This window comes from Halorubellus litoreus (assembly GCF_055378595.1).
On the sequence record NZ_AP043836.1, the window covers coordinates 902291 to 926270 of the forward strand.

General features: G+C 68.1%; 26 protein-coding genes and 1 tRNA gene. 19 read left to right on the forward strand and 8 right to left on the reverse strand.

Annotated elements, in window-relative coordinates; all coding sequences use genetic code 11:
* Window positions 1-12 precede the first annotated feature (12 nt).
* Window positions 13-651, forward strand: a complete 639-nt coding sequence (locus ACZ48X_RS08705; protein WP_336352421.1) for an FxsA family protein — start codon at window positions 13-15, stop codon at window positions 649-651.
* 64 nt (window positions 652-715) lie between these two features.
* Window positions 716-789, forward strand: a tRNA-Ile gene (locus ACZ48X_RS08710).
* Between the two features lie 326 nt (window positions 790-1115).
* On the opposite strand, the gene ACZ48X_RS08715 is transcribed toward ACZ48X_RS08710, so the two are convergent.
* Entirely contained in the window at window positions 1116-1265 is a 150-nt protein-coding gene (locus ACZ48X_RS08715; protein ID WP_336352422.1) for an FmdB family zinc ribbon protein, read from the reverse strand.
* Between the two features lie 171 nt (window positions 1266-1436).
* Between ACZ48X_RS08715 and ACZ48X_RS08720 the strand changes: the two genes are divergently transcribed.
* From ACZ48X_RS08720 to ACZ48X_RS08730, 3 genes are all read left to right on the forward strand, one after another.
* Window positions 1437-1574: a hypothetical protein gene (locus tag ACZ48X_RS08720; RefSeq protein ID WP_336352423.1), complete on the forward strand. Its 138-nt coding sequence runs from the start codon at window positions 1437-1439 to the stop codon at window positions 1572-1574.
* A gap of 334 nt (window positions 1575-1908) precedes the next feature.
* Window positions 1909-2121: a hypothetical protein gene (locus ACZ48X_RS08725; RefSeq protein WP_336352424.1), complete on the forward strand. Its 213-nt coding sequence runs from the start codon at window positions 1909-1911 to the stop codon at window positions 2119-2121.
* 79 nt (window positions 2122-2200) lie between these two features.
* Window positions 2201-2458, forward strand: a complete 258-nt coding sequence (locus ACZ48X_RS08730; RefSeq protein WP_336352425.1) for a hypothetical protein — start codon at window positions 2201-2203, stop codon at window positions 2456-2458.
* Window positions 2459-2565: 107 nt separating this feature from the next.
* Here ACZ48X_RS08730 and ahbB read toward each other — a convergent pair whose 3' ends face one another.
* The 3 genes from ahbB to ilvD all read right to left on the reverse strand — a co-directional run bounded on the left by ahbB (window position 2566) and on the right by ilvD (window position 6353).
* A complete protein-coding gene (gene ahbB, locus ACZ48X_RS08735; protein WP_336352426.1) occupies window positions 2566-3618 on the reverse strand; it encodes a siroheme decarboxylase subunit beta in 1053 nt (350 codons plus the stop codon).
* 306 nt (window positions 3619-3924) lie between these two features.
* Window positions 3925-4377, reverse strand: coding sequence for a hypothetical protein (locus ACZ48X_RS08740; RefSeq protein ID WP_336352427.1), 453 nt, complete (start codon window positions 4375-4377; stop codon window positions 3925-3927).
* A gap of 239 nt (window positions 4378-4616) precedes the next feature.
* On the reverse strand, window positions 4617-6353 hold the full coding sequence (gene ilvD, locus ACZ48X_RS08745) for a dihydroxy-acid dehydratase (protein ID WP_336352428.1): 1737 nt from the start codon (window positions 6351-6353) through the stop codon (window positions 4617-4619).
* A 139-nt stretch (window positions 6354-6492) separates the two neighbouring features.
* Between ilvD and ACZ48X_RS08750 the strand changes: the two genes are divergently transcribed.
* The 8 genes from ACZ48X_RS08750 to ppc all read left to right on the forward strand — a co-directional run bounded on the left by ACZ48X_RS08750 (window position 6493) and on the right by ppc (window position 14192).
* A complete protein-coding gene (locus ACZ48X_RS08750) occupies window positions 6493-6822 on the forward strand; it encodes a hypothetical protein (RefSeq protein ID WP_336352429.1) in 330 nt (109 codons plus the stop codon).
* A 129-nt stretch (window positions 6823-6951) separates the two neighbouring features.
* Window positions 6952-7962 carry a beta-ribofuranosylaminobenzene 5'-phosphate synthase family protein gene (locus ACZ48X_RS08755; protein WP_336352430.1) on the forward strand — a complete coding sequence of 337 codons (1011 nt, stop codon included), beginning with the start codon at window positions 6952-6954 and terminating at the stop codon, window positions 7960-7962.
* Window positions 7963-8115: 153 nt separating this feature from the next.
* Window positions 8116-8310, forward strand: coding sequence for a hypothetical protein (locus tag ACZ48X_RS08760; RefSeq protein ID WP_336352431.1), 195 nt, complete (start codon window positions 8116-8118; stop codon window positions 8308-8310).
* Between the two features lie 260 nt (window positions 8311-8570).
* Complete coding sequence (locus ACZ48X_RS08765; RefSeq protein ID WP_336352432.1) at window positions 8571-9407, forward strand: RAD55 family ATPase; 837 nt, start codon at window positions 8571-8573, stop codon at window positions 9405-9407.
* A 91-nt stretch (window positions 9408-9498) separates the two neighbouring features.
* Window positions 9499-10362: a hypothetical protein gene (locus ACZ48X_RS08770; RefSeq protein ID WP_336352433.1), complete on the forward strand. Its 864-nt coding sequence runs from the start codon at window positions 9499-9501 to the stop codon at window positions 10360-10362.
* Entirely contained in the window at window positions 10359-10964 is a 606-nt protein-coding gene (locus ACZ48X_RS08775) for a DUF8135 domain-containing protein (protein WP_336352434.1), read from the forward strand. The genes ACZ48X_RS08770 and ACZ48X_RS08775 overlap by 4 nt, the downstream gene beginning before the upstream one ends.
* Before the next feature lie 109 nt (window positions 10965-11073).
* Window positions 11074-11394, forward strand: a complete 321-nt coding sequence (locus ACZ48X_RS08780; RefSeq protein ID WP_336352435.1) for a transcription factor S — start codon at window positions 11074-11076, stop codon at window positions 11392-11394.
* A 107-nt stretch (window positions 11395-11501) separates the two neighbouring features.
* Window positions 11502-14192, forward strand: coding sequence for a phosphoenolpyruvate carboxylase (gene ppc / locus ACZ48X_RS08785; RefSeq protein ID WP_336352436.1), 2691 nt, complete (start codon window positions 11502-11504; stop codon window positions 14190-14192).
* Window positions 14193-14452: 260 nt separating this feature from the next.
* Here ppc and ACZ48X_RS08790 read toward each other — a convergent pair whose 3' ends face one another.
* Entirely contained in the window at window positions 14453-15070 is a 618-nt protein-coding gene (locus ACZ48X_RS08790; RefSeq protein WP_336352437.1) for a response regulator, read from the reverse strand.
* A gap of 123 nt (window positions 15071-15193) precedes the next feature.
* Between ACZ48X_RS08790 and ACZ48X_RS08795 the strand changes: the two genes are divergently transcribed.
* A complete protein-coding gene (locus tag ACZ48X_RS08795) occupies window positions 15194-15703 on the forward strand; it encodes a YkgJ family cysteine cluster protein (RefSeq protein ID WP_336352438.1) in 510 nt (169 codons plus the stop codon).
* A gap of 36 nt (window positions 15704-15739) precedes the next feature.
* Here ACZ48X_RS08795 and ACZ48X_RS08800 read toward each other — a convergent pair whose 3' ends face one another.
* On the reverse strand, window positions 15740-16609 hold the full coding sequence (locus ACZ48X_RS08800) for a ZIP family metal transporter (protein ID WP_336352439.1): 870 nt from the start codon (window positions 16607-16609) through the stop codon (window positions 15740-15742).
* A gap of 129 nt (window positions 16610-16738) precedes the next feature.
* Window positions 16739-17437, reverse strand: coding sequence for an SDR family NAD(P)-dependent oxidoreductase (locus tag ACZ48X_RS08805; protein ID WP_336352440.1), 699 nt, complete (start codon window positions 17435-17437; stop codon window positions 16739-16741).
* A 180-nt stretch (window positions 17438-17617) separates the two neighbouring features.
* Between ACZ48X_RS08805 and ACZ48X_RS08810 the strand changes: the two genes are divergently transcribed.
* The 5 genes from ACZ48X_RS08810 (at window position 17618) to ACZ48X_RS08830 (ending at window position 22782) form a co-directional block, all read left to right on the forward strand.
* Complete coding sequence (locus ACZ48X_RS08810; RefSeq protein WP_336352441.1) at window positions 17618-18796, forward strand: HAMP domain-containing sensor histidine kinase; 1179 nt, start codon at window positions 17618-17620, stop codon at window positions 18794-18796.
* Window positions 18797-18949: 153 nt separating this feature from the next.
* A complete protein-coding gene (locus ACZ48X_RS08815; protein WP_336352442.1) occupies window positions 18950-20455 on the forward strand; it encodes a phytoene desaturase family protein in 1506 nt (501 codons plus the stop codon).
* Complete coding sequence (locus ACZ48X_RS08820) at window positions 20452-21330, forward strand: prenyltransferase (RefSeq protein ID WP_336352443.1); 879 nt, start codon at window positions 20452-20454, stop codon at window positions 21328-21330. The genes ACZ48X_RS08815 and ACZ48X_RS08820 overlap by 4 nt, the downstream gene beginning before the upstream one ends.
* On the forward strand, window positions 21320-22252 hold the full coding sequence (gene cruF / locus ACZ48X_RS08825) for a bisanhydrobacterioruberin hydratase (RefSeq protein WP_336352444.1): 933 nt from the start codon (window positions 21320-21322) through the stop codon (window positions 22250-22252). Before ACZ48X_RS08820 ends, cruF begins: the two co-directional genes overlap by 11 nt.
* Window positions 22253-22311: 59 nt before the next feature.
* Window positions 22312-22782 carry a GNAT family N-acetyltransferase gene (locus ACZ48X_RS08830; protein WP_336352445.1) on the forward strand — a complete coding sequence of 157 codons (471 nt, stop codon included), beginning with the start codon at window positions 22312-22314 and terminating at the stop codon, window positions 22780-22782.
* Between the two features lie 24 nt (window positions 22783-22806).
* On the opposite strand, the gene ACZ48X_RS08835 is transcribed toward ACZ48X_RS08830, so the two are convergent.
* Complete coding sequence (locus ACZ48X_RS08835) at window positions 22807-23817, reverse strand: phytoene/squalene synthase family protein (protein ID WP_336352446.1); 1011 nt, start codon at window positions 23815-23817, stop codon at window positions 22807-22809.
* Between the last annotated feature and the right edge of the window lie 163 nt (window positions 23818-23980).

Here is a 23980-nt window from a genome sequence, read left to right on the forward strand (position 1 = left end):
CTAGGCGGAGGTATGCTCCGGTACATCGCCGCACTGCTCGTCATCCCGCTCCTCGACTCCATCGTCCTCGTGGCGCTGGTGGCGTCGGGGACGCTCGGTGGCGTGCAGGCGGTGGCGCTCGTCGTCCTGACCGCACTCATCGGGATGCTGCTCGTGCGGATGGAGGGCCGGCGGACGCTCGCGAAGATACAGCGCTCGCTCGCCGAAGGCAATCCGCCGACGAACGAGCTCATGGACGCGGGCCTCCTCATCGCGGCGGGCGCGTTCCTCCTGACGCCCGGGCTCGTCACGGACGCGATCGGGATCGCGCTGACGCTGCCGTTGACGCGCGTCCCGATCCGGATGGCACTCAAGAAGTACGTCGTCGTCCCGCAGCTCGACAAGCGCACCGGCGGGATGGCGTCGGGGAACGCGTGGACGTTCGGGTTCCCGAACCCCGAGGACGCCTCGGGCGGCGGTGCTGGTAGCGCGAGTGGGTTCTCCGTCAGCGGGTCGTTCGGCGGCGGGTTCGGCGGTGACGGCGACGCCGGGCCGTTCGGCGGTGCCGCTCGCGAGGACGACGACGGCGACGACGACACGATCGACCTCGACGAGGACTCGTTCGAGGTGGACGTCGAGGACGTCCGGGACGCCGACGACGACCGGGACTGACTCACACTCGAACTGCAAGAAGGAAACCCTTTTATTCATCACCCATCTATCTCAGCATGCGTTCGGGCGGATAGCTCAATCAGGTTGAGCGCCACTCTGATAAGGTGGAGGTTCTCGGTTCAAATCCGAGTCTGCCCACTTCTCCGCGACCACAAACGACGAGCGACAGCGAGGAGTCGTTCGTCGCAGAAGTACAAACGAGTGATTTGAACCCTGTGAGTCGCAGCCCGCGCAGCGGAGCGAGCAGGAACGTCTCACATCGGTTCGGAATCCGAGTCCGCCCACTTCTCCAGCGAACAACTGGCGGCGAGCGACGGCGACGGGTGTGGTTCGATTCGTGCTGGAGGGTCTGTGCGCGTTGCTTGGAGCTGGTGCTGGTGGACTGGGGGTTCGGGCTCGTCCGGAGCGGTGTGGCCTCGGGGTGACCGGTTCCGGGAGGTGGTTCCGTCGGCGGTGGCGTCGTGCTACCAGTCGTTGCGTTCGACGCGGTACCCACCGCACTCGGGGCAGACGTGGTGTTGGACCTCGTAGCCGTTCTCGCACGCGAGGCACGCGTACTCCGGGCGTGTGTCGCTCTCGCTGAAGTGGTCCATCACGCGGTCGAGAGTTCCCATCTGGAGACGTCTGACGCCTCGTGGTGTCATAATGGTTCGGACTAACTTGCTGGGCGGTTCGGGGTGCGTTCCGGTCGGTCGTCGAGTAGTATTTCGAGTCGTCTTCTTGCGGTTTTCACTTTCACCGTGCATGGCGTGGGTTTAGGGGTAGTCCGTCCGTATTGGTGGGGTATGAGTGCGGAAGATGACGTTCGTGAGGCGTTGGAGGCGGCCCAGCTTGCGGTGGCGGCCGACGACTACGACTCGCTGGAGAAGGCGGGCCTGGAGCTCGTCGGGCTTGCGCGTCGTCGTCGATACGAGGACGACTGACGGCCGTGGAGCATCCTGTCGGGTGGAGCCCGCTCCGCGGGACAGCGAGCAGCGACGACGGATGCCTCCGTCGTCCGCCCACGAACCGGACGAAGGGAGTCGGCGGTTCGGGCGTTTCCGCGGCTGTGCGGACCACTTACAGGACCCCCGTTCGAATTAAGGGTGTCCGGACCGTTACGTCCCACTGGACGCACGTGCACGCTCCATGGTTCGTACGTCCCGTGCGTCCACCCCTTTGTGCGACCGACGTCACGTCCGAGAGCGTCGCGTGAGTCGCGCCGTGGCGGGCCACCGAGACCGATGGGTTGAGGCACGTCCGGTCCAATCGTCGCGTATGGACGCAGCGACGCTCGGCGACGAGCGCGTGCAGGTCGGCCTCACCGTCCTCGCCGGTATCGTCGTCCCGGGACTCGCGAAGTTCGCGCTCACCGCCGCGGGCTACTCGCTCCTCGGGACGATCGCGTGGACGTGGGGGTTCTCGGCCATCGTCACCCTGTTCTGGCATCGCTGGATTCGATCGCTCGACCTCACCGGGCCGACCGCGTGAGTCCCCCGGCACCAGTCGACGGGCGTGGTCGCGGTATCGTTACGATTAAGACCGCTTCGTGGCGAGGTACGACCTAGGAATGATGGACATCGCGCTCCAGATCGTCGACAACTTCCTGCTCCAGTACAACGTGGGGCAGGCGCTGCTCTTGCTGTTGATCGTGTCCGTCCTCGGCGCACTGCCGCTGAAGTCGATGAAGCTCGTCGGGTTGACGATGGTGACGTTCGGCGCCATCTTCGTCGTCACGCCCGGGTCGCTCGCGCCGCTCCAGTACAAGTTCCTCGGGCTCGGCCTCCTGTTCGTCGGCCCGATGATCCTCGTCGCGTCGCGGAAGTAACCAGATTCGGTCGCGAAACTGAACGCGTCGGTCGGTCCAGTCGAGTCGGTCGCCGAGGGAGTGTTCACGCGGCGGTCGCGGTCGTCGGCGCCGGGACCGCTCGCGGGCTAGTTCATCAGGTCTTCGTACTGCGCGCCGGTCTGTTTCAGTGTCTCCGTGGAGTAGAGGCGTTCGTGCTCGTAGGGGAGGTGGTCGGTGGCGAGTTCGTCGATCTTCGCGTCGACGACGTCGGCGTCGCGGCCGTGGATCATCGTGAAGAGGTTGTACTCCCAGTCGAGGTCGGGTCTGCGCGGGCGGTGATAGCAGAGCGTGACGTAGGGGAGTGCGCCGACGCGTTCGCCGCGAGCGTCGAGGTCGTCGTCCGGGACCGACCAGACGACCATGCAGTTGTTCCGGAACCCGGTGACGACGTGGTTGACGACGCACCCGATGCGTTTGATGCAGTTCGCGTCGAGCAGGCGGTCGATGGCGGCGAGGACGTCGTCGACGGCGACGGTGTCGTGGTCGCCGGTCGCTTCGAGGTCGCGTGCGAGGTCGCGGTACGGCGTCGTCGAGACCGGGAAGCCGTCCTGGATGGCGAGCAGGAGGTCGGCGTCGAACGCCGACAGGTCGCCGGTCGCGCTCTCGCTGATGCGCGTGGCCGAGACGTCGGTCGATTCGAGGCTCTCGCGCGCGAACCGGTCGTCGTTGACGACGGGGAACTCGAGGTCGATGTAGTAGTCGGTGAGCATCGGGAGGTCCAGTACCTCGCAGCCGGTTCGGGCTTCAATCTCGGCGAGTATCTCGTCGCGTTTTGCGCGCGACCCGGCGGTGACGACGAACCACATGTTCCACTCGTGGTCGCGGCGGTAGTTGTGGTTCACCTGCTGGTAGCCGTTGATGACGGCCGCAACTTCGTCGAAGCGGTCGTCGGGCGCCGAGACGGCGGCGAGCGTCGACGACCCGATGACCGGCGGGTTGAGGACGGCGCCGAACCGACGGAAGACGCCCGCATCGAGCAGGGTCCTCATGCGGTCGAACGCGTCGGCTTCGTCGGTGCCGATGGCGTCGGCGACCGCACGGAACGGGCGTTCTTCGACGGGGAAGTCGCTCTGGAACTCGTCGATGAGGCGAGCGTCCACGTCGTCGATGCGTTCGCGCCAGTCCCCCTCCAGACTCATTGTTCGATGTAGGGACTCGCGGGGTTTAGCCTCCGCGGATTCGGAGCACGTCGACCGTACGGCCGCGACCCCCCTCGTCGTCGCGCTCCCCCGCGATGCGTGAAGAGAGTCAGAGACCAGTTCGCATCCCTCTCGAACGGAATCGCGAAGCGGTAGATACAGCCGAAGGACGTAACGCGAACGGTGGTGATAGCTTCCATTCCTGTCAGATACTCCGTGCGAGATACAGAGCATGTAGTCAGCACGATGCCTTCTCTCTTCTGGTAGTTCCTACAGAATCAGGTTCTCAGCGGGCCTGCGAAGTCTTCACCGTCGTTCCATCTCCCCTTCGGAGTAGATATCGAATATGACGGCGTCACTGTCGCCGTCGTCATCCGGCGGGAAGAAGTGGACGTGGTCTTCGTCATAGACGCCTGGGTAATTCGAAGAACCGTACTCCCTCCACACCCTGTACCGGACGACGTAGGGTCTGGACTCGGCAACGGCGTCTCGTTGTGTCATCGACGGGCCGTTCGCAACCTCCTGCGGTGGCTCGACGTCTATCCGTTCGAAGTACACGCTCGCTTCCGGATTAGTCGGTCCCCCCTGCTGAGGCGATTCGGCGTCGGTCCGAAACAGTTCGAACTCGACCCTGTGCGAGTATTCAGAGTGGTTGAACACGACGAGGTTGAGCGTTACTGACTGGGAGGAGAGCGTGGAGCAACCGGCACAGCCGGCCACGACACCGGTTGTCCCGAGGAGAAACTGACGGCGGTCCATGTTCGCTGTGCCCACTCGAGAAACAAGTATCTTGTCTGAACTGGACAGTTCGAGTCGATGAAAGTGTTTGACGAACTGCTGACTATGCGCCCTGTATCTTGCACGGCGATGTGAATATCGTCCGAAACTGGTAGGAACTCCGGTGGTCAATTCGCATCCACACGCTAACAGCTAATTCGCCAAGTCTCGAGTGCAATCAACGTCTAGCGAATCGGTCTCCCGTCATCTTCAGCACGCGGTCAGTCGTCGCGTTTCGCAGCGGGATTCGTCACTGCGCCGTTGGCGGCCGAGCCCATGTCGCGGCCGTACTTCGCGAGGACGCCGCTCGTGTACGCGGGCTCGGGGTCGTCGCGGGCGTCGAGGCGCTCCTCGATCTCGGCGGTCGACAGGTCGACCTCGAGGGTGCGGTCGGGGACGTCGACGGTGACGACGTCGCCGTCCTCGATGGCGCCGATGGGGCCGCCGACGTACGATTCGGGCGCGACGTGGCCGATCATGGGGCCGCGCGTGCCGCCGGAGAAGCGACCGTCAGTCAGTAAGGCGACGTCGTCCTCGTGTCCGGCGCCGACGACGGCGGCGGTGACGCCGAGCATCTCGCGCATCCCGGGGCCGCCCTGCGGGCCTTCGTTCCGGATGACGATGACGTCGCCGCTCTCGATGTCGCCCTCCTGGACGTACCGCATCGCGTCCTCCTCGTTCTCGAACACGCGAGCGGGGCCTTCGTGGTGGAAGGCGTCGTCGCCCGTCACCTTCAGGACGCTGCCGTCGGGCGCGAGGTTCCCCTTGAGGATGCGGATGGCGCCCTCTGCCTGGTAGGGGTCGTCGACGCTGTAGAGGAAGTCGGCGTCCGCGGCTTCGACCGCGTCGCGCGAGGGGAGGTGCCCGGATTCCTCGAGGTGCTGGAGTTCCTCCGCGATGGTGCGGCCCGTGATGGTGGCGGCGTCGCCGTGGACGAGGCCGGCGTCGTGGAGGCGGCGGAGGACGACGGGGACGCCGCCGAGTTCGTGGAGGTCGTTCATCACGCGCGTCCCGCCGGGTTGGAGGTTCGCGATCTTCGGCGTCCGCTGGCTGATCTCGTCGAAGTCGTCGATGTCGAGGTCGATGCCGGCTTCGGCGGCGAGCGCGAGCAGGTGGAGGACGGCGTTCGTGGAGCCGCCGATGGCGACCTGGAGCGCGATGGCGTTCTCGAACGATTCGCGCGAGAGGATGTCGCTCGGGCGACGGTCGGCGTGGACGGCGTCGAGCGCGAGTTCCCCGGCTCGTTCCGCGACGTCGTAGCGCGCGTCGGACTCGGCGGGCGCGCTCGCGGACCCGAGCGGCGCCATCCCGAGCGCCTCAGAGATGGACGCCATCGTGTTCGCGGTGAACATCCCGCCACAGGAGCCCGCGCCAGGGCACGCCGACCGTTCGAGGTCGTCGAGCTCGTCCTCGCTCATCGAGCCCTCGGCGACGGCGCCGACGCCCTCGAAGACGTTCTGGATGGTGACCTCGCGGCCGTCGTGCTCGCCGGGCATGATCGAGCCGCCGTAGAGGAAGACGCTCGGGAGGTCGGTGCGGATGCTCGCCATGAGCATCCCGGGGAGGTTCTTGTCGCAGCCCGCGACGGTGACGAGCGCGTCGAGGCGCTCGCCGAACGCGACGAGCTCCACCGAGTCCGCGATGACCTCGCGCGAGACGAGGGAGGCCTTCATGCCCTCCGTCCCCATCGAGATGGCGTCGCTTATCGTGATGGTCCCGAACTCGATCGGCATCCCCTCGGCGCTGTCGACGCCGTCGATGGCGGCGTCGGCGACGTCGTCGAGGTGAACGTTACAGGGCGTGACGTCCGCGGCGGGGTTCGCGACGCCGACCATCGGCGCGTTCAGGTCGTCGTCGTCGAATCCCATCGCGCGGAACATCGCTCGATGCGGCGCGCGCTCGGTGCCCTCGGTGACCTCGCGACTCCGGAGACCCTCGGGCTTCTCGCTATCGCTCATGTCCCGGGTGAAGCGCCCGCCCGCCTTAACTCCGGCCCCCTCGACAGACGTTGCTGTCGCGTCGACGCCGCAGGTTCCAGCCGGCGACGCGCCACGGACCGGCAGAAGGCCTTTACTCCCGCCCAGGGAACGCCGTCGCATGCGAGAACGAAGCCGCACGCGCTCGTCGCGGACCGCTCTCGCCGCAGCGACCGCGACCGCGGCCGGAGCCGCCCTCGTGCTACTCACGTTCCTCCGCGGGGGCTGCACCGACGTCTTGTGCACAGGGGATACCGCCGCGGCGGCCGTGGCGTTCGAGAGCGTCTCGCTTTCCTCGTGGGTCGTCCGCTGGCAGGAAGGCTGTAACAGTTGCACGGCGAGCCTGACGCCGGTGCTCGCGGGCGTCGTCCTCCTCTCCATCGGAGCCGTCTGGTTCGCCGGCAGCGTCCTCCCGGCGACCGCCACCCTCAGCGGCCGCGCGGACGAGTGATGCCACGGCCGCGGGCGAGGACCACCTGACGCCCCGCCGGCGGCGCGGCCACCTCGCCGACGACCTTCCGTCACCGGACGTGGTTGCCACCGCCGAAACGCCTTGGACCTCTAGTCCCTAGCTGTCGGTATGGTCACGGTCTCGGCGGGCGCCCGCCTCCACTTCGGGTTCCAGAACCTGTCGCTCGCGCACGACCGCCTGTACGGCGGCGTCGGCGTCGGGCTCGCCGAGCCACGCGTCGCGGTCACCGCCGTCCTCGCGGACGCGGTGTCAGTAGACGCGGCGGCGGACGCGATGCCCGCCGTCGGCGGCGACGAGCTGGCGGACCTCGAGGCCGTCCGGCGGTACGCCGACCGCGCCGTCGACGCCCTCGACGTCCCTGGCGCACACCTCACGGTCGAGCGCGCGCTCCCCCGGCACGTCGGCCTCGGCAGCGGTACGCAACTCGCGCTCGCGACGTACGCCGCGGTCGCACGAGCGAACGACGTCGAACCCACCCCGCGCCAGCACGCCCCTGCGCTCGGTCGCGGCGGCCGCAGCGGCATCGGCGTCGCCACCTTCGAGGCCGGCGGGTTCGTCGTCGACGCCGGCCACCCCACGGCCAGATTCACCACGGACGAACCCGCCCGCGGCGAGTGGGAGACCCCGCCCGTCGTCGCCCGGCACGCGCTCCCCGACGACTGGCGGTTCGTCCTGGCGATACCGAACGCCGACACCGGCCGCAGCGGGAGCGCGGAGACCGAGAGCATGCGCAGCGTCGTCGAAACCGCCGACGGGAGCGTCGCCGACGCCGTCGCCGGAACCCTCACCCGCACGCTCCTCCCCGCCGCCGCGACCGACGACCGCCAGCGGTTCGCCGAGGGGATGGCGGACCTCGGCCGCCTCAACGGCGCGTGGTACGCCGACGAACAGGGCGGCGTCTTCCGGCCGCCAGTCGGCGAAATCGTCGACGCGCTCTCCCGGAGCGACGCCGTCGGCGGCGTCGGCCAGTCCTCCTGGGGGCCCGCCGTCTACGCACTCACCAGCGAACCGCACGTCGACGACGCCCTCGACGCCGCCGGGCGAGCACTCGACACCGCCAACGTCGACGGCGACGTCCTCGCGACCGCCCCCGCCGACGACGGCGCACGACTCGAATAGACGAGACCACCGCGTTTCGAACACCGAGCTATCAGGGAGTCAGCGGACCCCTCACGAACGATTCGTTTCAGTAGAAAGGCATCGAACCTTCTGGTACGTGACCGTGCGAATCCATCAGCCATATTTTTGGCCGGTGGGACTGACAAACGTGCTATGTCAGATATCGAGATAGAGCAGCCGTGGTTGCTCGCCGCCGTCGTTCTGACACTCTGGACAATTATGTCGATAGTCACGGCCATTGTTCTGCCTGCTGCTCTCTCTCCGACAGTCAAATCGGGTGTCGCTGGCGGAGTTTCCTTCATGGCCTCAGTTCAATTACTAAAAAAGGGGTTGCCGTTCCAACTGTAGTCACCAGTGGTCGGGATGGACAGTTATTCCTCTGTATCTACCGGTACGGTCGCGACTGCGAGATCGACTTGGTAACTCTTCGAGGACCACCATCGCAGGACCCGGCCGTTGAGACACTTCCCCTGTGGACACCATCCGCCCTACGGTCGTGACGCCCGTGTGACCGACACCATCGAAACGACGTCCTGGCGGATGGCGGATGCGTCTGCGAGCGGGGACTGCCCGTAAGACAGTTACCCGACGCTCCCGAGGGTGCGTGCATGGAGCGGCTCCCGTTCGGTATCTCGCGGTTGGATTCGATGATAGACGGTGGTGCACCGCCGGGGAGCGTCGTTCTTCTCGCCGGCGAGGTCGGTGCCGGGGCGCGCGAGTTCGTGTACACGAGCGTCGCGATGAACGCGCTGGCGCACGCCGACGCCGAACTGTTCGACCTCTACTACGGCGGGCTCCACGGGAACGCAGCCGTACCTGACGACATCCACTACCTGTCGTTCACCGAGGAGCGAGACGCCATCGTCTCCGAGATGCAGTACGCGATGGACGACGACATCGTGGACGCCGCCGCCGAAGCCATCTCGTTCGCGGACTTCTCCACGGAGTACTTCCAGCTGTCGCAGGTCCCCCGGGAGTGGTACGCGAAGGAGACGCGGAAGATAACGGAACTCGGCGACCGGAACGACCGCCGCGGGACGCTCGACGCGGTCGGCGAGTACATGAACGACAACGCGAGCGGGAGTCTCGTCGTCGTCGACTCCGTCACCGACCTCGTGTCGGCGGCGAGCGACGAGATGGACTGGAACGAGATCACGCTCCTCATGAAGGGCTTGAAGAAGGCGAGCTACGAGTGGGGCGGCCTCGTGCTCCTGCTCGTGAACACCGAGGCGCTGTCGGCGCGGGAACTCGGCGGGCTCATGGAGTCCACGGACGGCTCGCTGCTGTTCGAGTGGGAGTCCGGTGGGAGCGAGCGCGCGCGAACGCTCGTCGTCAAGCAGTTCCGCGGCGTGCTGTCGCGCCTCGAAGAGGAGAACATCATCCAGTTCGAGACCGACATCAGCGACGCCGGGTTCGACATCAGCGACGTCCGGAAGATCAGGTGACGAGGAACCGCCGGAAGCGGCCGCGTCGTCCCCGCCACACCCGTCGATTTTGCAACAACCCTTAAGCACCTTAAGACCGAAATCCAGGCGAATGGCGAGCGAGGAGCACGTCGACGTCTCGGTTCGACTCCCGCCGGACCTCGAGGAGTGGCTCGACCAGCAAGCCGTCGAGATGGACCGGAGTCGCGAGGACGTGATCCGAGAGCTCGTCGCCGCGTACCGTTCGATGACGGAGAGCGACGCCGGGGACGGCGTCGTGACGGCCGACGACCTGGACGGTGTCGTCGACGAGGCCGCGCTCGAGGCGTACGTCGAGACGGCGGCGTTCGAGGACGCGCTCGACGAGCAACGCGAGGAGTTCGAGGACCTCCTGAGCGACGTCCGGAAGCGCGTGGTGCAGGTCAAGCGCGAGGCGGACGCGAAGGCGCCGGCGGACCACGAGCACGCCGACCTCGAGGAGCGCGTGGACGCGATGGCGGCGGACGTCGCGGACCTCTCTGAGACCGTCGACCGGGTCGAGGACGACCTGGACGCGGGGTTCGAGAACTTCGAGGACGTCCTCGAGTACCTGACGGAGACGACCGACGAGTTGGAGGCGAAGACGGGGACGCTCGCTCGCGTGCTCGTGGACGTTCGCTCCGAGGTGAAGCGCTTGAGTCTCCAGGAGTCTCGACGTGCGGAGGCGGAGACGCTGAAGCTGGCGGCGAACCGCGAGGGCATCCGGACGGCGAAGTGCGAGGAGTGCGGGTCGCCCGTGGACGTCTCGCTGCTGTCGGTGCCGGAGTGCCCGCACTGTGCGAGCACGTTCAACGACGTCGAGAAGCGCACGGGGCTGTTCTCCTCGAACCGGCTCGTCACTGGGGACCCGCCGGCGCTCCCGGAGGGTCACGACGACGACCTGAACGCCGAGCTCGCCGAGGAGCTCGCCGAGCAGGCCGAGGAGGCGTCGGAATGACCGACGAGGGGGACGCTGGCGAGGAGTCGTCGGCGTCGCGAGAGCCCCTCGGTGGGTTGCGTGACCGCGTCCGGAGCGAGGACGACGATGCGGCACCGCCGACGTTGTTCCCGGAGGAGTCGCCCGCGGACGCTGCGGGCGCCGGTGACGAGAGCGACGGGTCACCGGTCGACGACGGGACTGCAGTCGACCGTGACGACGACGGGGCTGCGGTCGAGGACGAGCCGGGAGCGCCAAGTGACGGCCGCGAGGGGCCGCTCGGTGATCTCGCGGCCGGTATCGAGGGGCGTCGGGAGCGGAAGACGAAGACCGACGAGGAGCTGTTCGACGAGGTGGACGTCGGCGAGTTGGACGCGGACGAACTCTGGGCGCAGGTGGAGACCGACGAGCCGACCGTCGAACCGCGCGGCGAGCGCGAGATACGGGAGGTCCAGAAGCGCAAGTACTGCTCGCAGTGTCCGTACTTCGCCGACCCGCCGGACGTCGGGTGCTCGCACGAGGGGACGGACATCATCGAGCAGGTGGACATGGAGCACTTCAAGGTCGCGGACTGCCCGGTCATCCTGGAGGACGAGCGTCTCGAGGACGTCACGACGGAGTAGGCCGCGGTGGCGCGTGACGGGACGGTCGGGGAGGCTGCTGGCGTCCCGAGCGTTCGGGGCGCCGTCGCGAAGACGTTACAGTCGTGTACCTCGAACGTGGTGGGTACGTATGCAATTCTGCGACGACTGCGGTTCGATGATGAAGACCGACGGCGACGAGTGGGTGTGTTCGTCGTGTGGCGCGACAGAGTCCCGTGGTGGCGACGAGAGCGAGTACGTGTCGACGGACGCGCAGGCGAACGAGGAGGTCATCGAGACGGAGGAGAACGCGGACTTCGAGGGGAAGCCGACGGCGACGGACGTGCGCTGCGACGAGTGCGGGACTGAGGAGGCGTGGTACTACATCCAGCAGACGGCGAGTGCGGACGAACCGCCGACGCGGTTCTTCAAGTGCACGGAGTGCGGGAAGAAGTGGCGCGGGTACAACTGAGCGTTGGTTCGACGCCCCCCGAGCCCGATTATTAATTACTACATTCCGAGTGGCAATTTTTCGGCGTGGCGTCGGGTTTGATGGACGCGGAGCGCGTGCGTGGTGGTATGCCATTGCACGAACGGGACGTCCGGCAGGACGTCCGCGAACTCGGCGAACTCGTCGGCGACGTCCTGGAGGCGCAGGCGTCGACCGCGGCGTTCGAGACCGTCGAGGACGTCCGCGAGCGCGCAATCGGATACCGACGCGGGGACGTCGACTCGCGCGAACGACTCGTCGAGACCATCAAGGCGCTCGACCCGGAGCGCGCGAGCGACGTCGCTCGCGCGTTCACGACGTACTTCGAACTCGTGAACCTCGCGGAGGAACGCGAGCGCGTTCGCACCGTCCGCCGGAGCCGGCAGACCGACGAACTCGAGGACTCGCTGCCCGCGGCCGCGGACGAACTCGGGAACGCGGACGTGGACGTCGTCGAGCAGACGCTCGCGGACGTCCTCGTCGAACCGACGTTCACCGCGCACCCGACCGAAGCCCGTCGGAAGACCGTGAAGGCGAAGCTCCGGTCGATCGCCGAGCACGTCGAGACGCTCGACGAACGCTCCCTGACCGACCTCGAGGACGCCCGGGTGTGGCGCGACATCGAGGCGGAGGTGACGTCGCTCTGGCAGACCCCGCAGGTCCGAGAGGGGCCGCCGACGCCGGACGACGAGGCGCGGAACGTCCAGTGGTACCTCCAGAACACGCTGTTCGACGTCGTCGGCGACGTCTACGACACCCTCGAACGCGAACTCGACGAATCGATTGTCGAGGACCTCGACGTCCCGAAGCTGCTCGAGTTCCGGTCGTGGGCGGGCAGCGACCGCGACGGCAACCCCTACGTGACGCCGGAGGTCACCGAGCGGACGCTCGAACGCCAGCGGTCGGTCGCGCTCGAACGCTACCGGAATCGGTTGAAGGCGCTGTCGGGCGTCGTGAGTCAGGACGGCGACCGCTGTCCCCCGACGGACGGGTTCGAGGCGGGGCTCGCCGCGGACCGCGAGCGGCTCCCGGGCGTCGCGACCGAGACCGAGGAGCGGTATCCCGGCGAGCCGTACCGAAAGAAGCTGAAGTTGATGCGCGAGCGCGTCGACCGCGTCGGCGACGTCCGCCCCGGCGGGTACGAGGACGCGAGCGAGCTCATCGAGGACCTGGAGACGCTCGCCGAGAGCCTCCGCGCGAACGGCGCCGAATCGATCGTCGACGCGCACGTGAAACCGCTCGTTCGCGAGGTGGAGACGTTCGGGTTGACGCTCGCCGGCCTCGACCTCCGCGACCACCAGGAGAACCACACCGAGGCGGTCGGCGAGGCGCTCGCTCGCGAGGGCATCGAGTACGACGCGATGAGCGAGGACGAGCGCGTCGACGCCCTGACCGACGCCATCCTCCAGGACGAGCCGGTCGTGGACGTCACCGACACGGACGGCGTCTCGGAGACGACCGAGCGCGTCCTCCGGCGGTTCGACGCGTTCGCGGACTGGCAGCGCGAGTACGGCGCGGACGCCATCGACACGTACGCCATCTCGATGACCGAACGCCCGAGTCACGTCCTCGAGGTCCTCTTCCTCGCGGACCAGGCGGGCGTCGTGTCGCTACCCGCGTACTCGGGCGTGGACGTCGTCCCGCTGCTCGAGACCGAGAGCGCGCTGGAGAACGCGCGGGACATCATGGGCACGCTCTTCGAGAACGAGGCGTACGGCGCGGCCATCGAGGCGCGCGGGAACGTCCAGGAGGTGATGCTCGGGTACTCGGACTCGAACAAGGAGAACGGCTTTTTGGCGGCGAACTGGCGGCTCCACGAGAACCAGCGTCGCATCGCGCACGTCTGCGACGACCACGACGTCACCCTCCGCTTGTTCCACGGCCGCGGTGGCTCCATCTCGCGCGGCGGCGGGCCCATCGGCGCGGCGCTGCTCGCGCGGCCGAGCGACGCGGTATCGGGGATGGTGAAGTTCACCGAGCAAGGCGAGGTCCTCGCGGAGCGGTACGCGAACCCGCAGGTCGCGGAGCGCTCGCTCGAACAACTGCTGTCCGCGCAGCTCCGGTCGCGCAAGCGCGCCATCGAGCAGCCGGAACCGCAGGCCGCGGACGACTGGGAGGACGCGATGGCGGGGATGGCCGACGTCGCGCGCGACGAGTACCGGGACCTCCTCGAGACCGACGGCTTCGTGTCGTACTTCGAGCAGGCGACGCCCATCACGGTCATCGAGGACCTCAACCTCGGGTCGCGGCCCGCGTCGCGGACCGGCGAGCGCAAGGTCGAGGACCTGCGCGCCATCCCGTGGGTGTTCTCGTGGACGCAGTCGCGGTGCGTGCTCCCGGGCTGGTACGGGCTCGCGACTGCACTCGACGAGTACCTGGAGGGAGAGGGCGACCTCGGGACGCTCCAGGAGATGTACGACTCGTGGCCGGTGTTCACGACGCTCCTGGACAACGCGGCGGTCGCGCTCGCTCGCACCGACATGGAGATCGCGGGCTACTACGCGGAACTGGCGACGCCGGCGCTCCGCGAGCGGTTCTTCCCGCGACTCGAGGGCGAGTACGAGCGGGCGTGCGAGCTCGTGACGGAGATAACGGGTCGGGACACGGTGTACAAGCGCGAGTGGTTCGGTGAGAGCCTCTCGCGACGGAATCCCTACGTCGACCCGTTGCACCTGCTACAGGTCGACCTGCTCGACCAGACCCATCGCACGCCGGCGGAGGAGCGAACGCTTCGCTTGACCGTGAAGGGTATCGCGGCCGGCATGAAGAACACCGGTTGACATCCTCTGCGCCCTGAAAGGCGGGACTCTCTCCGTGGTTCAGGTAGGTCACGCGGTTCGAAGAGGGGGAGTCGGTGGGGCGCTCGTGGGTGGGGGGGCAGAATCGGAGCGCCCACCGACGGATAGGGGGGAATCGGTCGCGGACAGTCCGTCACTGGTCCGCGGCCGTTCGGTACTTTCTCACCGTGCGTCCTTACGATGGGGCCTTGGCACTTAGGGACGGAAATTTCCGGTGGTCGTCTCGGGTGTCTGTCGCGCGGTCATCCGGTGTCGGTGATGCCGCTGGTGCCGTCTGCGTCCTCGTCGCAGCGGACGTCCTCGAGGGAGTCAACCGCGCGCTCGCGGGCCGCGACGACGCGCTCGCGGAGCGCGTCGAGGTCCGCGGGGTCGTCCTGCGTTCGGTACTCGGGGCCGGCCTGGAGGACCGCGAGCTTCGACTGGAGCGAGAAGTACTCCTGGAACGCGTCGGCGTGCTCGGCGAGTGCCAGCAGCGATTCGACGGTCGATTCGAGCGGCTCGCGGCCGACCGGTTTGACGAGGTACTCGTCGAAGGGGAGCGAGACGATGTCGAGCGTCGGCTCGACGGCGGTCACCAATGACACGCGCTGGTCGTGACCGCGAGACCGCATCTCGGCGAGCACGACGTCGCCGGACATCGACGGCATCCGGCGGTCGAGCAGGACGACGTCGATGGGTTCGGTCGCGAGGACGTCGAGCGCGTCGCTCCCCGAGTACGCGACGTGAACGTCGACGTGTTCGCGGAGCCAGAGCGCGTACGTGTCTGCCAGGTCCTCGTCGTCGTCGACGACGAGAACGGTTGCGTCCGTCGTCGGGAGGTCGACGGTCACGTCCATCGGGAGCGAGTGAGTTCCGGGCATGATAGCGGCGCTCCGTGCGCTTACCCTAGGTACGGAACTCGGGCCCCTCATTCGTGATTCCTAAATTGTTTGGTGCGTGGGGAAGGGAAGGACACTTCCGCGTTCGCGGCGTCGTTCGACGCGATGAGTACGGGCTCTCGTCGCGTCGAGGTGCATCCGGGTCGCGAGGCGGTCGTGGAGTTCGACCCCGACCTGACCTTCGAGTGCGTCGACGAGTGCACGTGGTGCTGTACGCACGGCGTCCTCCTCTACGAGCGGGACTTCTACGAGCTCGCGGAGCGAGCGAGTCTGGACGATACGACGACGCAGTTCCGCGGCGAGGACTTCGTGAAGAAGGAGGCGAAGGACCGCGACGAGCACGTCGGTGAGGACGGCGAAGCGTGCGTGTTCCTGCGCGACGACGGCCTCTGTTCGCTGCACGCCGAGCACGACTGGAAGCCGACGCGGTGCTCGGTGTACCCGCTCGCGGTGTCGGTCGAGGACGGCGACATCCACGTGGACGTCCGCGAGTCCGCGTGGGAGCACTGCGAGGGCATGAACGTGAGCGAGCGGAAGGTCGTCGACAACCTCGACGCGTTCCTCCCGGAGGTCCTCTGGGAGCTCGACGACCCGTCGAGCGACCGGGAACTGTAGCGCGATTGCGCGGTCGATTCGATTTTCGGGGTCGATTCAGGCGACGAGGAGCCACGCGACGAACACGACGAGGCCGCCGAGGAGCGTGGAGACGACGGCGTGCAGGCGGAGACTGTCGAGGAGTTCGTGTGCGTGGTCGGTGGTGTGTGCGACGTCGTAGACGTCGCCACCGATCTCGCAGGTGGGGAGGAAGTCCATGGCGACGTGGAGGAAGACGCCGGCGGCGAACCCGAAGACGAGCGCGTTCAGGACGGGGTCGGGCGGGAGGGCGATGATGCTCGCGGGGATGGCGGTGAGGCCGACGCCGGCGGCGGGGAGGAGGAGGACCCAGGGGTTGCCGCCGTCGCTCGCGAGTCGGCGGGCGGCGGCGTACCCGGCGGGGCCCTTGTGGGAGACGATGGCGACGCCGAGGAACGCGCCGAGCGTGGGCATGTTGCCGTAGACGATGCCGATGATTGTGCCAGCGGCGAGGGCGTGCGCGGATATCTCGAGGCTCGTGTGGTCGAAGCTGGTCTCGTGGGTGAGGCGGTGCCCGACGGTGTGGGCGCCGAACCCGAGGACGATGCCGGCGGCGACGCCGAAGCCGCCCCAGCGCGGGTGGAGGCCGAACGCTTGCGGGAGGAGGAAGACGGCGGCGCTGGTGACCATGGCGCCGGCGGCGAGGCCGTACGCCCAGACGAGGCCGTGGGCGTGGCCGCCGTCGGCGCGTGCGCCGAGCGGGATGGCGACGCCCATGGCGGCGAACGCGGTCCACGCGATGCCGACGACCTTCCAGAGTTCGGGGCGGCCGTCGGCGGCGACGGTCGCGGCCCACGCGGTGAGTGCGAGGAACGCGACGACGGCGACGACGCCGACCGTCGGCACGCCCGCGATGTTGTTAACCCTCGATTCCGAGTTAGTAACCATTCTTGTTAACAACACGCCGTCGTTGGTTAATAACTCCGTCGGTCGCGTACGCTCGGCGAGTGCAGCCCCTGGGCTGGCGAGCGCACGTCAGCGACCCCGCGAACGCACGCAGCAGCCCCGCGAGGACGCTCAGCGCGTCGCGGTCTTCCAGGTCTTCAGGTCGACGACCACTCCGTCGAGGTCCTCGGCGTCGCACTCGGTCGCCGCCCACACGAACATCGCCGCGACGTCCTCGGGCGCCCGACCGCCCGGACCGGACAGGTCGGTCTCGACCTTCCCCGGGTCGACGCACCCCGCGACGTACTCGGTGTCCGCGGCGAACTGGCGGACGACCGCCTCCGCGCCCGCCTTCGACGGCGCGTACCCGCCGAGACCCGGTTTCGCGTCCCGCGCCACCGACCCCGTCGGGAGCAGGAGGCGCGCGCCCTCGTTCAGGTGCGGGAGCGACTCCTTGAACGTCGCGAACGCCCCGCGGACGTTCGTCCGGAACGCCTCGTCGAACGCCGTGTAGGACTCCTCCGCGATCGACGTCTCGCCGGGCGACCCGTGGAACACGCCCGCGTTCGCGACCACGACGTCGATGCCCGCCGGCCCGGTCCGCGACGCCGTCTCGACGAGTCGCTCCACGTCGAACTCGTCGCGGACGTCCGCGCGCAACCCGGTGACTTCGCCCTCGCCGACCGCCTCGAGGTCGTTCACGAGGTCGCCGACCGCCGACGCGTCCCGACCGCAGACCGCGACCGACGCACCCGCCTCGGCGAACGCCGTGGCGACCGCTCGTCCGATACCGCTCGTCGCACCCGTCACGACCGCCGTCGTCCCGTGCATACCCACACGTACGAGTAGGGTCGATAGGAAAGCACCGGTCGCGGCACGCGCTCGGCGACGACCCCTGCCTCGACGCCCGCACGCGGACGATTATCGGCGGGTGAACGCGCGACCACGCCACGGTCCTGGCTTGCGAAATCATGCCACGGAGATTTACCAATATGTATCCAATTGATATTCGTGTCAGGGGGGAGGCTGGCGGACAGCGGGCGGTACGGCGTCGCCGCGCTCGGGCTCGTCGGGCTCGCCGCCGTCGTCGCACACGCGATCGCCAGCACCGCCCCTCTCGCTCGCGTCGCCGCGGACCTCGTCGGGTCGACGCTCGTCGTCTCCGTCCTCGCGTTCCTCGGGCTCGCCGCGTTCGGCGTCCACCTCGCCCGGACGGAGACGCCGACGCACTGTCGTCGCGTCGCCGCCGCCGGCGTCGCCACCGCCGCCAGCTACCTCGTCCTCGTCGGCGCGTTCTACGCCGGCATCGGCCAGCCGTTCGGCGGCGTCGCGGACGCGTTCGCCGTCGGCTACGGCATCGCCGCCATCGGCGCCTGGTTCGGGGTCGTCCCCACGCACTTCTACCTCCGGCAGCGCCGACAGACCGAACGTCTCCGCGACCTCAACGCCGAACTCAGGGAGACCAACGCCGAACTCCGCGAGCAGAACGAGCGCCTCGACGAGTTCGCGAGCATCCTCAGTCACGACCTCCGGAACCCACTCGCGGTCGCGGGCGGTTACGTCGAACTCGCCGCCGAGACCGGGAACCTCGACCACCTCGACGAGGTCAAGACGTGTCACGCCCGCATCGAGACGCTCATCGACCAGGTGCTCGCACTCGCTCGCATGGAACGCGACCCCGACGCCGTCACCGAACTCGACGTCGCCGGCGTCGCCACCGACGCGCTCGCGACCGTCGACACCGACGACGGCGAGGTCGTCGTCGACGTCGACTGCACCGTCCACGCGGAACGCAGCGCCCTCCGGCAGGTGTTCGAGAACTGCTATCGGAACGCCGCCGAGCACGCAGGCCCCGACCCGACCATCCGCGTCACCTGCCTCGACGACGACGAGGGATTCGCCATCGAGGACGACGGCCCCGGCATCCCCGAGGGCGAACGAGACGTCGTGTTCGACCGCGGGTACTCGAACGACGACGGCACCGGCCTCGGGCTCTCCATCGTCGCCGAGGTCGCGGAGACGTACGACTGGACCGTCGACGTCGTCGACGGCGCGGACGGCGGCGCGCGCTTCGAGTTCCGGACGACGATCGCCCCGGCGGACGTGGGCGACCCCGACCGACGGGAGTCGGCCGACCCGGACTCGGTCGACGAGGACGACGCCACGCCACGGGCCGCCTCCGGGATCTGACGTCGCGTCGTCCCGTCAGCAGGCGCCATCCCCCGGCAGTACCTACCGCGTGGTGCGCCCATCCAGTGCCCGCCGCCCCATCGCGTGCTCGCGGTTCGCACACCTACCGAGTCGTGGCCGCTGTTTAAGGTCGTCTCGCTACTACGTGCAGTCATGAACGGACTCTCCGGAACCTCGGTCCTCGTCGTCGGCGGCGGGTTCGGCGGCCTATCGACTGCCTGTTACCTCGCCGACGCCGGTGCGGACGTCACCGTCGTCGAGAAGAACGACGGCCTCGGCGGCCGTGCGTCGGTCCTCGAACGCGACGGTTTCCGGTTCGACATGGGGCCGTCGTGGTACCTGATGCCGGACGTCTTCGAGCGGTTCTTCGGGCACTTCGACCGCACGCCCACGGACTACTACGCGCTCGAGCACCTCGACCCGCACTACCGCATCTTCTTCAAGGACGGCGACCGCGTCGACATCACGCCCGACCTGGAACGTTCGAAGGAGGTCTTCGAGTCCTACGAGGCGGGCGCTGGCGAGGCGCTCGAACGGTACCTCGAGCAGAGCGAGGAGAACTACAACGTGGGGATGGAGCACTTCGTGTACGAGGACCGCGCGACCGTGCGGGACTTCCTCGACCCGGCCGTCGCGAAGCAAGCGCGCGGGCTGACGATGCTCGGGTCGATGCAGGACCACGTCGAGAAGTACTTCGAGCACCCGAAGCTCCAGCAGATCATGCAGTACACGCTCGTGTTCCTCGGCGGGTCCCCGAACAACACGCCGGCGCTCTACAACCTGATGAGTCACGTCGACTTCAACCTCGGCGTCTGGTATCCCGAGAACGGCCTCGGCGGCGTCGTCGACGGCATGGCGAGCCTGGGCGAGGAACTCGGCGTGGAGTACGTCACGGGCACGCCCGTCACGGAGATCATGGGTCGCCGCGGCGGGTTCAAGGTGACGACCGCGGGTTCAGAAACGTTCTTCCCGGACGTCGTCGTGAGCGACGCGGACTACGCGCACACCGAACTCGAGCTGCTCGACGAGGGGAAGCGTCACTACGACGCGGACTACTGGGAGTCGCGGACGTACGCGCCGTCGGCGTTCCTGATGTACATGGGCGTCGAGGGGGACGTGGAGGAGCTCGCGCATCACACGCTCGTGCTCCCGACCGACTGGGAGCAGCACTTCGACGAGATATTCGAGAACCCGGCGTGGCCGGATAATCCGGCGTACTACCTCTGCGTGCCCAGCGAGACCGACGACTCGGTTGCGCCCGAGGGCCACTCGAACCTGTTCGTGCTCGTCCCAATCGCACCGGGGCTCGACGATACCGAGGAGACCCGCGAGCAGTACCGCGAGCTCGTGCTCGACGACATCGCCGAGCACACCGGCACGGACCTCCGGGACCGCATGGTCGTCGAGGAGACGTTCACGGTGAGCGACTTCGCGGAGCGCTACAACGCCTACGAGGGGTCGGCGCTCGGGCTCGCGCACACCCTCAAGCAGACCGCGCTCTTCCGGCCGTCCCGTCGCTCGGAGTCCGTCGACGGCCTCTACTACACGGGCGGGTACACGACGCCGGGTATCGGCGTCCCGATGTGCCTCATCAGCGGTGAACTGACCGCGGACGCCGTCCGCGAGGACGCCGGTCTCGAGCACGCCCATCAGGGATGACCGCCGGGGAGACCAGAGAGTCGACGACGACCGCGGTCTTCGAGGGCGTCGCGTACCTCCTGACGCTCTCGCGGCCGCGGTTCTGGTTCTACCTCGCCGGCCCGGTCGTCGTCGGCGTCGCGTACGGCGCGCGCTCGATCCCGGAGTTGTTCGCGCCGGTCGCCATCGCGCTGTTCGCGTACTTCCTCGTGCCCGCGAACGTCTACCTGTACGGTATCAACGACGTCTTCGACCGGGACGCCGACGCCGAGAATCCGAAGAAGGAGGGCCGCGAGGCGCGGTTCTCGGGGGACGCGTGGGTGGTCGCGGTCGTCGCCGTCTCCGGGCTGGCGCTCGTCCCGGTGGCGGCGCTCGCGCCCGCGCTGGCGTGGCCGTACCTCGCCGCGTACGCCGTGCTCGCGACCGAGTACTCCGCCCCGCCGCTGCGGTTCAAGACGACGCCGTTCCTGGATTCGCTCTCGAACGGCCTGTACGTCCTCCCGGGCGCGGCCGCGTACGCCGCCGTCCTCGGCGAACACCCGCCGGTCCTGGCGCTCGCCGGCGCGTGGCTGTGGACGATGGCGATGCACACCTTCTCGGCGATTCCCGACATCGAACCGGACCGCGCGGCGGGAATCGACACGACCGCGACCCACCTGGGGGAATCCCGGACGTACGCGTACTGCTTCGCGGTGTGGACCGCCGCCGCGGGCGCGTTCGCCGCCGTCGACTACCGCCTCGGCGTCGCCCTCGCGGTCTACCCCGTGTTCGTCGCGTGGGTGGCGCGGTCGTCGGTCGCGGTCGACCGCGCGTACTGGTGGTTCCCGTACCTGAACACGCTCGTTGGAATGGTCCTGACGCTGGGCGCCCTCTGGAGGCTCACGAATGGCGTCTGAGGACACACCGACTGCAGACCAACAGGAGTCGCGGTCGCTCGCCGACGCGACGCGCACGCCGTCGGGCCGCGAGCAGGTGCAGGCGCGTCTCGACGAGCTCGTCCGCGAGCACCGATTCACCATCGCGGTCGTCTTCCCGCTCGTCGGCGCCGTCTCACTCGTCGCGAGCGCCGAAGGCTGGTACCCCGACCCGCTCTCCTTCCTCGCGTACAACCCCTTCTTCGTGCTGTTCGGCGTGCTCGTGATGCGTCTTCCACTCATCGCGGGCGTCGGCCCCCTCATCGACCGGAAGGCCGGCGTTGCGCTCGCACTCCTCACCGTCTACGCGTACGGCATCGAGTATATCGGGACGACCACGGGCTGGCCGTACGGCGCGTTCGAGTACACCGTCCCGCTCGGGCCGATGCTCGCCGGCGTCATCCCCGTCGCCCTCCCCGTGTTCTTCTTCCCGCTCGTCCTGAACGCGTACCTCCTCACACTCTTACTGCTCGGCGACCGCGCCGACTCGACGCCCGTTCGGCTCGCCGCAACCGTCGCCGCCGTCCTCGCGACCGACCTCGTCCTCGACCCCGGCGCCGTCGCCGTCGAGTTCTGGGCGTACGAGTGCGCCGCCACCGCCTCCTGCGGGTACTACGGCGTCCCGTGGTCGAACTACGGCGGCTGGGTGCTCTCCGCGACCGTCGCCGTCCTCGCGTTCGACCAGGGCCTCGACCGCACCGGCCTCAAGGAACGACTACGGGACTGCGAGTTCATGCTCGACGACCTCGTCTCGTTCGTCCTCCTCTGGGGCGGCATCAACGCCCTCTACGGGAACTGGATTCCCGTCGCCATCGCCGCCGCACTCGGCGTCGGCTTACTGACGACAGACCGGTTCGACTTCGCCGTCGGCGACAGCGCACTCGTCCGCGCCGTCCGCCGCTGAATGGACGACTCGGGGGCAATCCGAGGACTCATTCGGCCACCACGCGTTGGTGGTCGAACATGGTCGACGTTCGCGCCGCGACGGCCGACGACCTGGCGACCGTCGCCGAGATCAAGACGCGAGCTCTCCGCGAAGACGCGTCGGATCAGTACGACGCAACCCAGCTCGATGCCATCGCACCGACACCCCCGGACCCCGACGCGTATCGGTCGATACTCGAACGACAGGAGTTCACCCTCGTCGTCGCCGAAACCGCCAACGACGTCCGTGGGTTCGGCTGCCTGCACGCTGACGACGGACAGATTCACGCCGTCTTCGTCTCGCCGGCAGCGATGGGCGAAGACGTCGGTACCACCCTCCTCGAAGCCCTCGAACGGCGTGCCGCCGCCGCCGGCCGAGACGACCTCTGGTTGCACTCGACACTGAACGCACGCGGGTTCTACGCTCGACACGGGTACGCAACCGGCGAACGGACCACGGTCGGAGCGGACCCCGAGATTCCAGTCGTCCGGATGCACAAGGAGATATAGACCGGCGAGTGGGCGTCTGTGACGCTACCAGGACGGCAGCCAGCCGCGGACGCGGCCGAGCGCGCCGCGACCGCCGTCGCGGTCGTCGCCGTGGTGCTCGCCCTCGTGGTGTTCGTCTGCGGGCTCGTCGCCGTACGGCACCGCGGACACCCGCCGGAACACGGCCTCGGGGTCCTTGTTCCACTGCCAGTGCCAGCGCGTGCGGACGAGGCACGCGAGCTTCCGCCAGAGCGGGAGGTCGACGTCGACGGTGACGGTGTCGTAGTCGCGCTTGCGGACGACGCGGTGGTGTTCGGCGTACAGGACCGCCGCCAGGAGGACCGCGAGCTGGCAGTCCTCGGGCAGATACCGGATGCCGGCGACGCCCTCGCGGTACAGCGAATCGGCGCGCGCCGTCTCCTCGGCGATCGCGTCCCTGACCTCCGGCGTGAACTCGAGGCGTTTGACGTCCTCGACGTCCGCGCCGTGGCGCTCCAGGGTCTCCTCGGGGAGGTACACGCGGTCGCGGTCCACGACGTCCTCGTGGACGTCCCGGACGAAGTTCGAGAGCTGGAACGCCTCACCGAGCTTGATGGCGTGCGGTAAGGCCTGCTCGTACGCCTCGTCGTCGAGATGCATGATGTCCGTCATCATCACACCGACTGCGGCCGCCGACCCACGCATGTAGTCCTCGAGGTCGTCGTAGGTCTCGTAGCGGTCCGTATCGATGTCCGACGCCATCGCGTCCAGGAACTCGTTCACCCACTCGTCGTCGATGCCGTACGTCTCGCAGAGTTCCGCGAACGCCTCCAGTACGGGGTCGTCGGCGGGTTCCTCGCCGAGCGCTTGCGCGCGGAGTTCCGCGAGGCGACGCGCTTGCTCCTCGCGAGAGCGCCCGTCCGGGTCGTCGACGACCTCGTCCGCGATGCGGAAGAACCCGTAGAGGACGTACGTCGGGTGCCTGATGCGTTCGGGGAGCAATCGCGTCGCGATATGGAAGGTCTTCCCCGTCTCTCGCTGGATGGCTTTCCCTTCCTTGACGTGTTCGTCGTGCATCGTGTGTTCTCCGGCGAGGACCCCGCGCAGGTGGTGTCTCTCCGTATAGGGATTAGCGTGCTATCCGGAAATAACTGACTTACACAACAGGTTAGGAGGACCCCGAAAACGGACTGAACGTTCCTTCCAACAGACACGTCGTCCGTCGGCACCGAACGCGCTC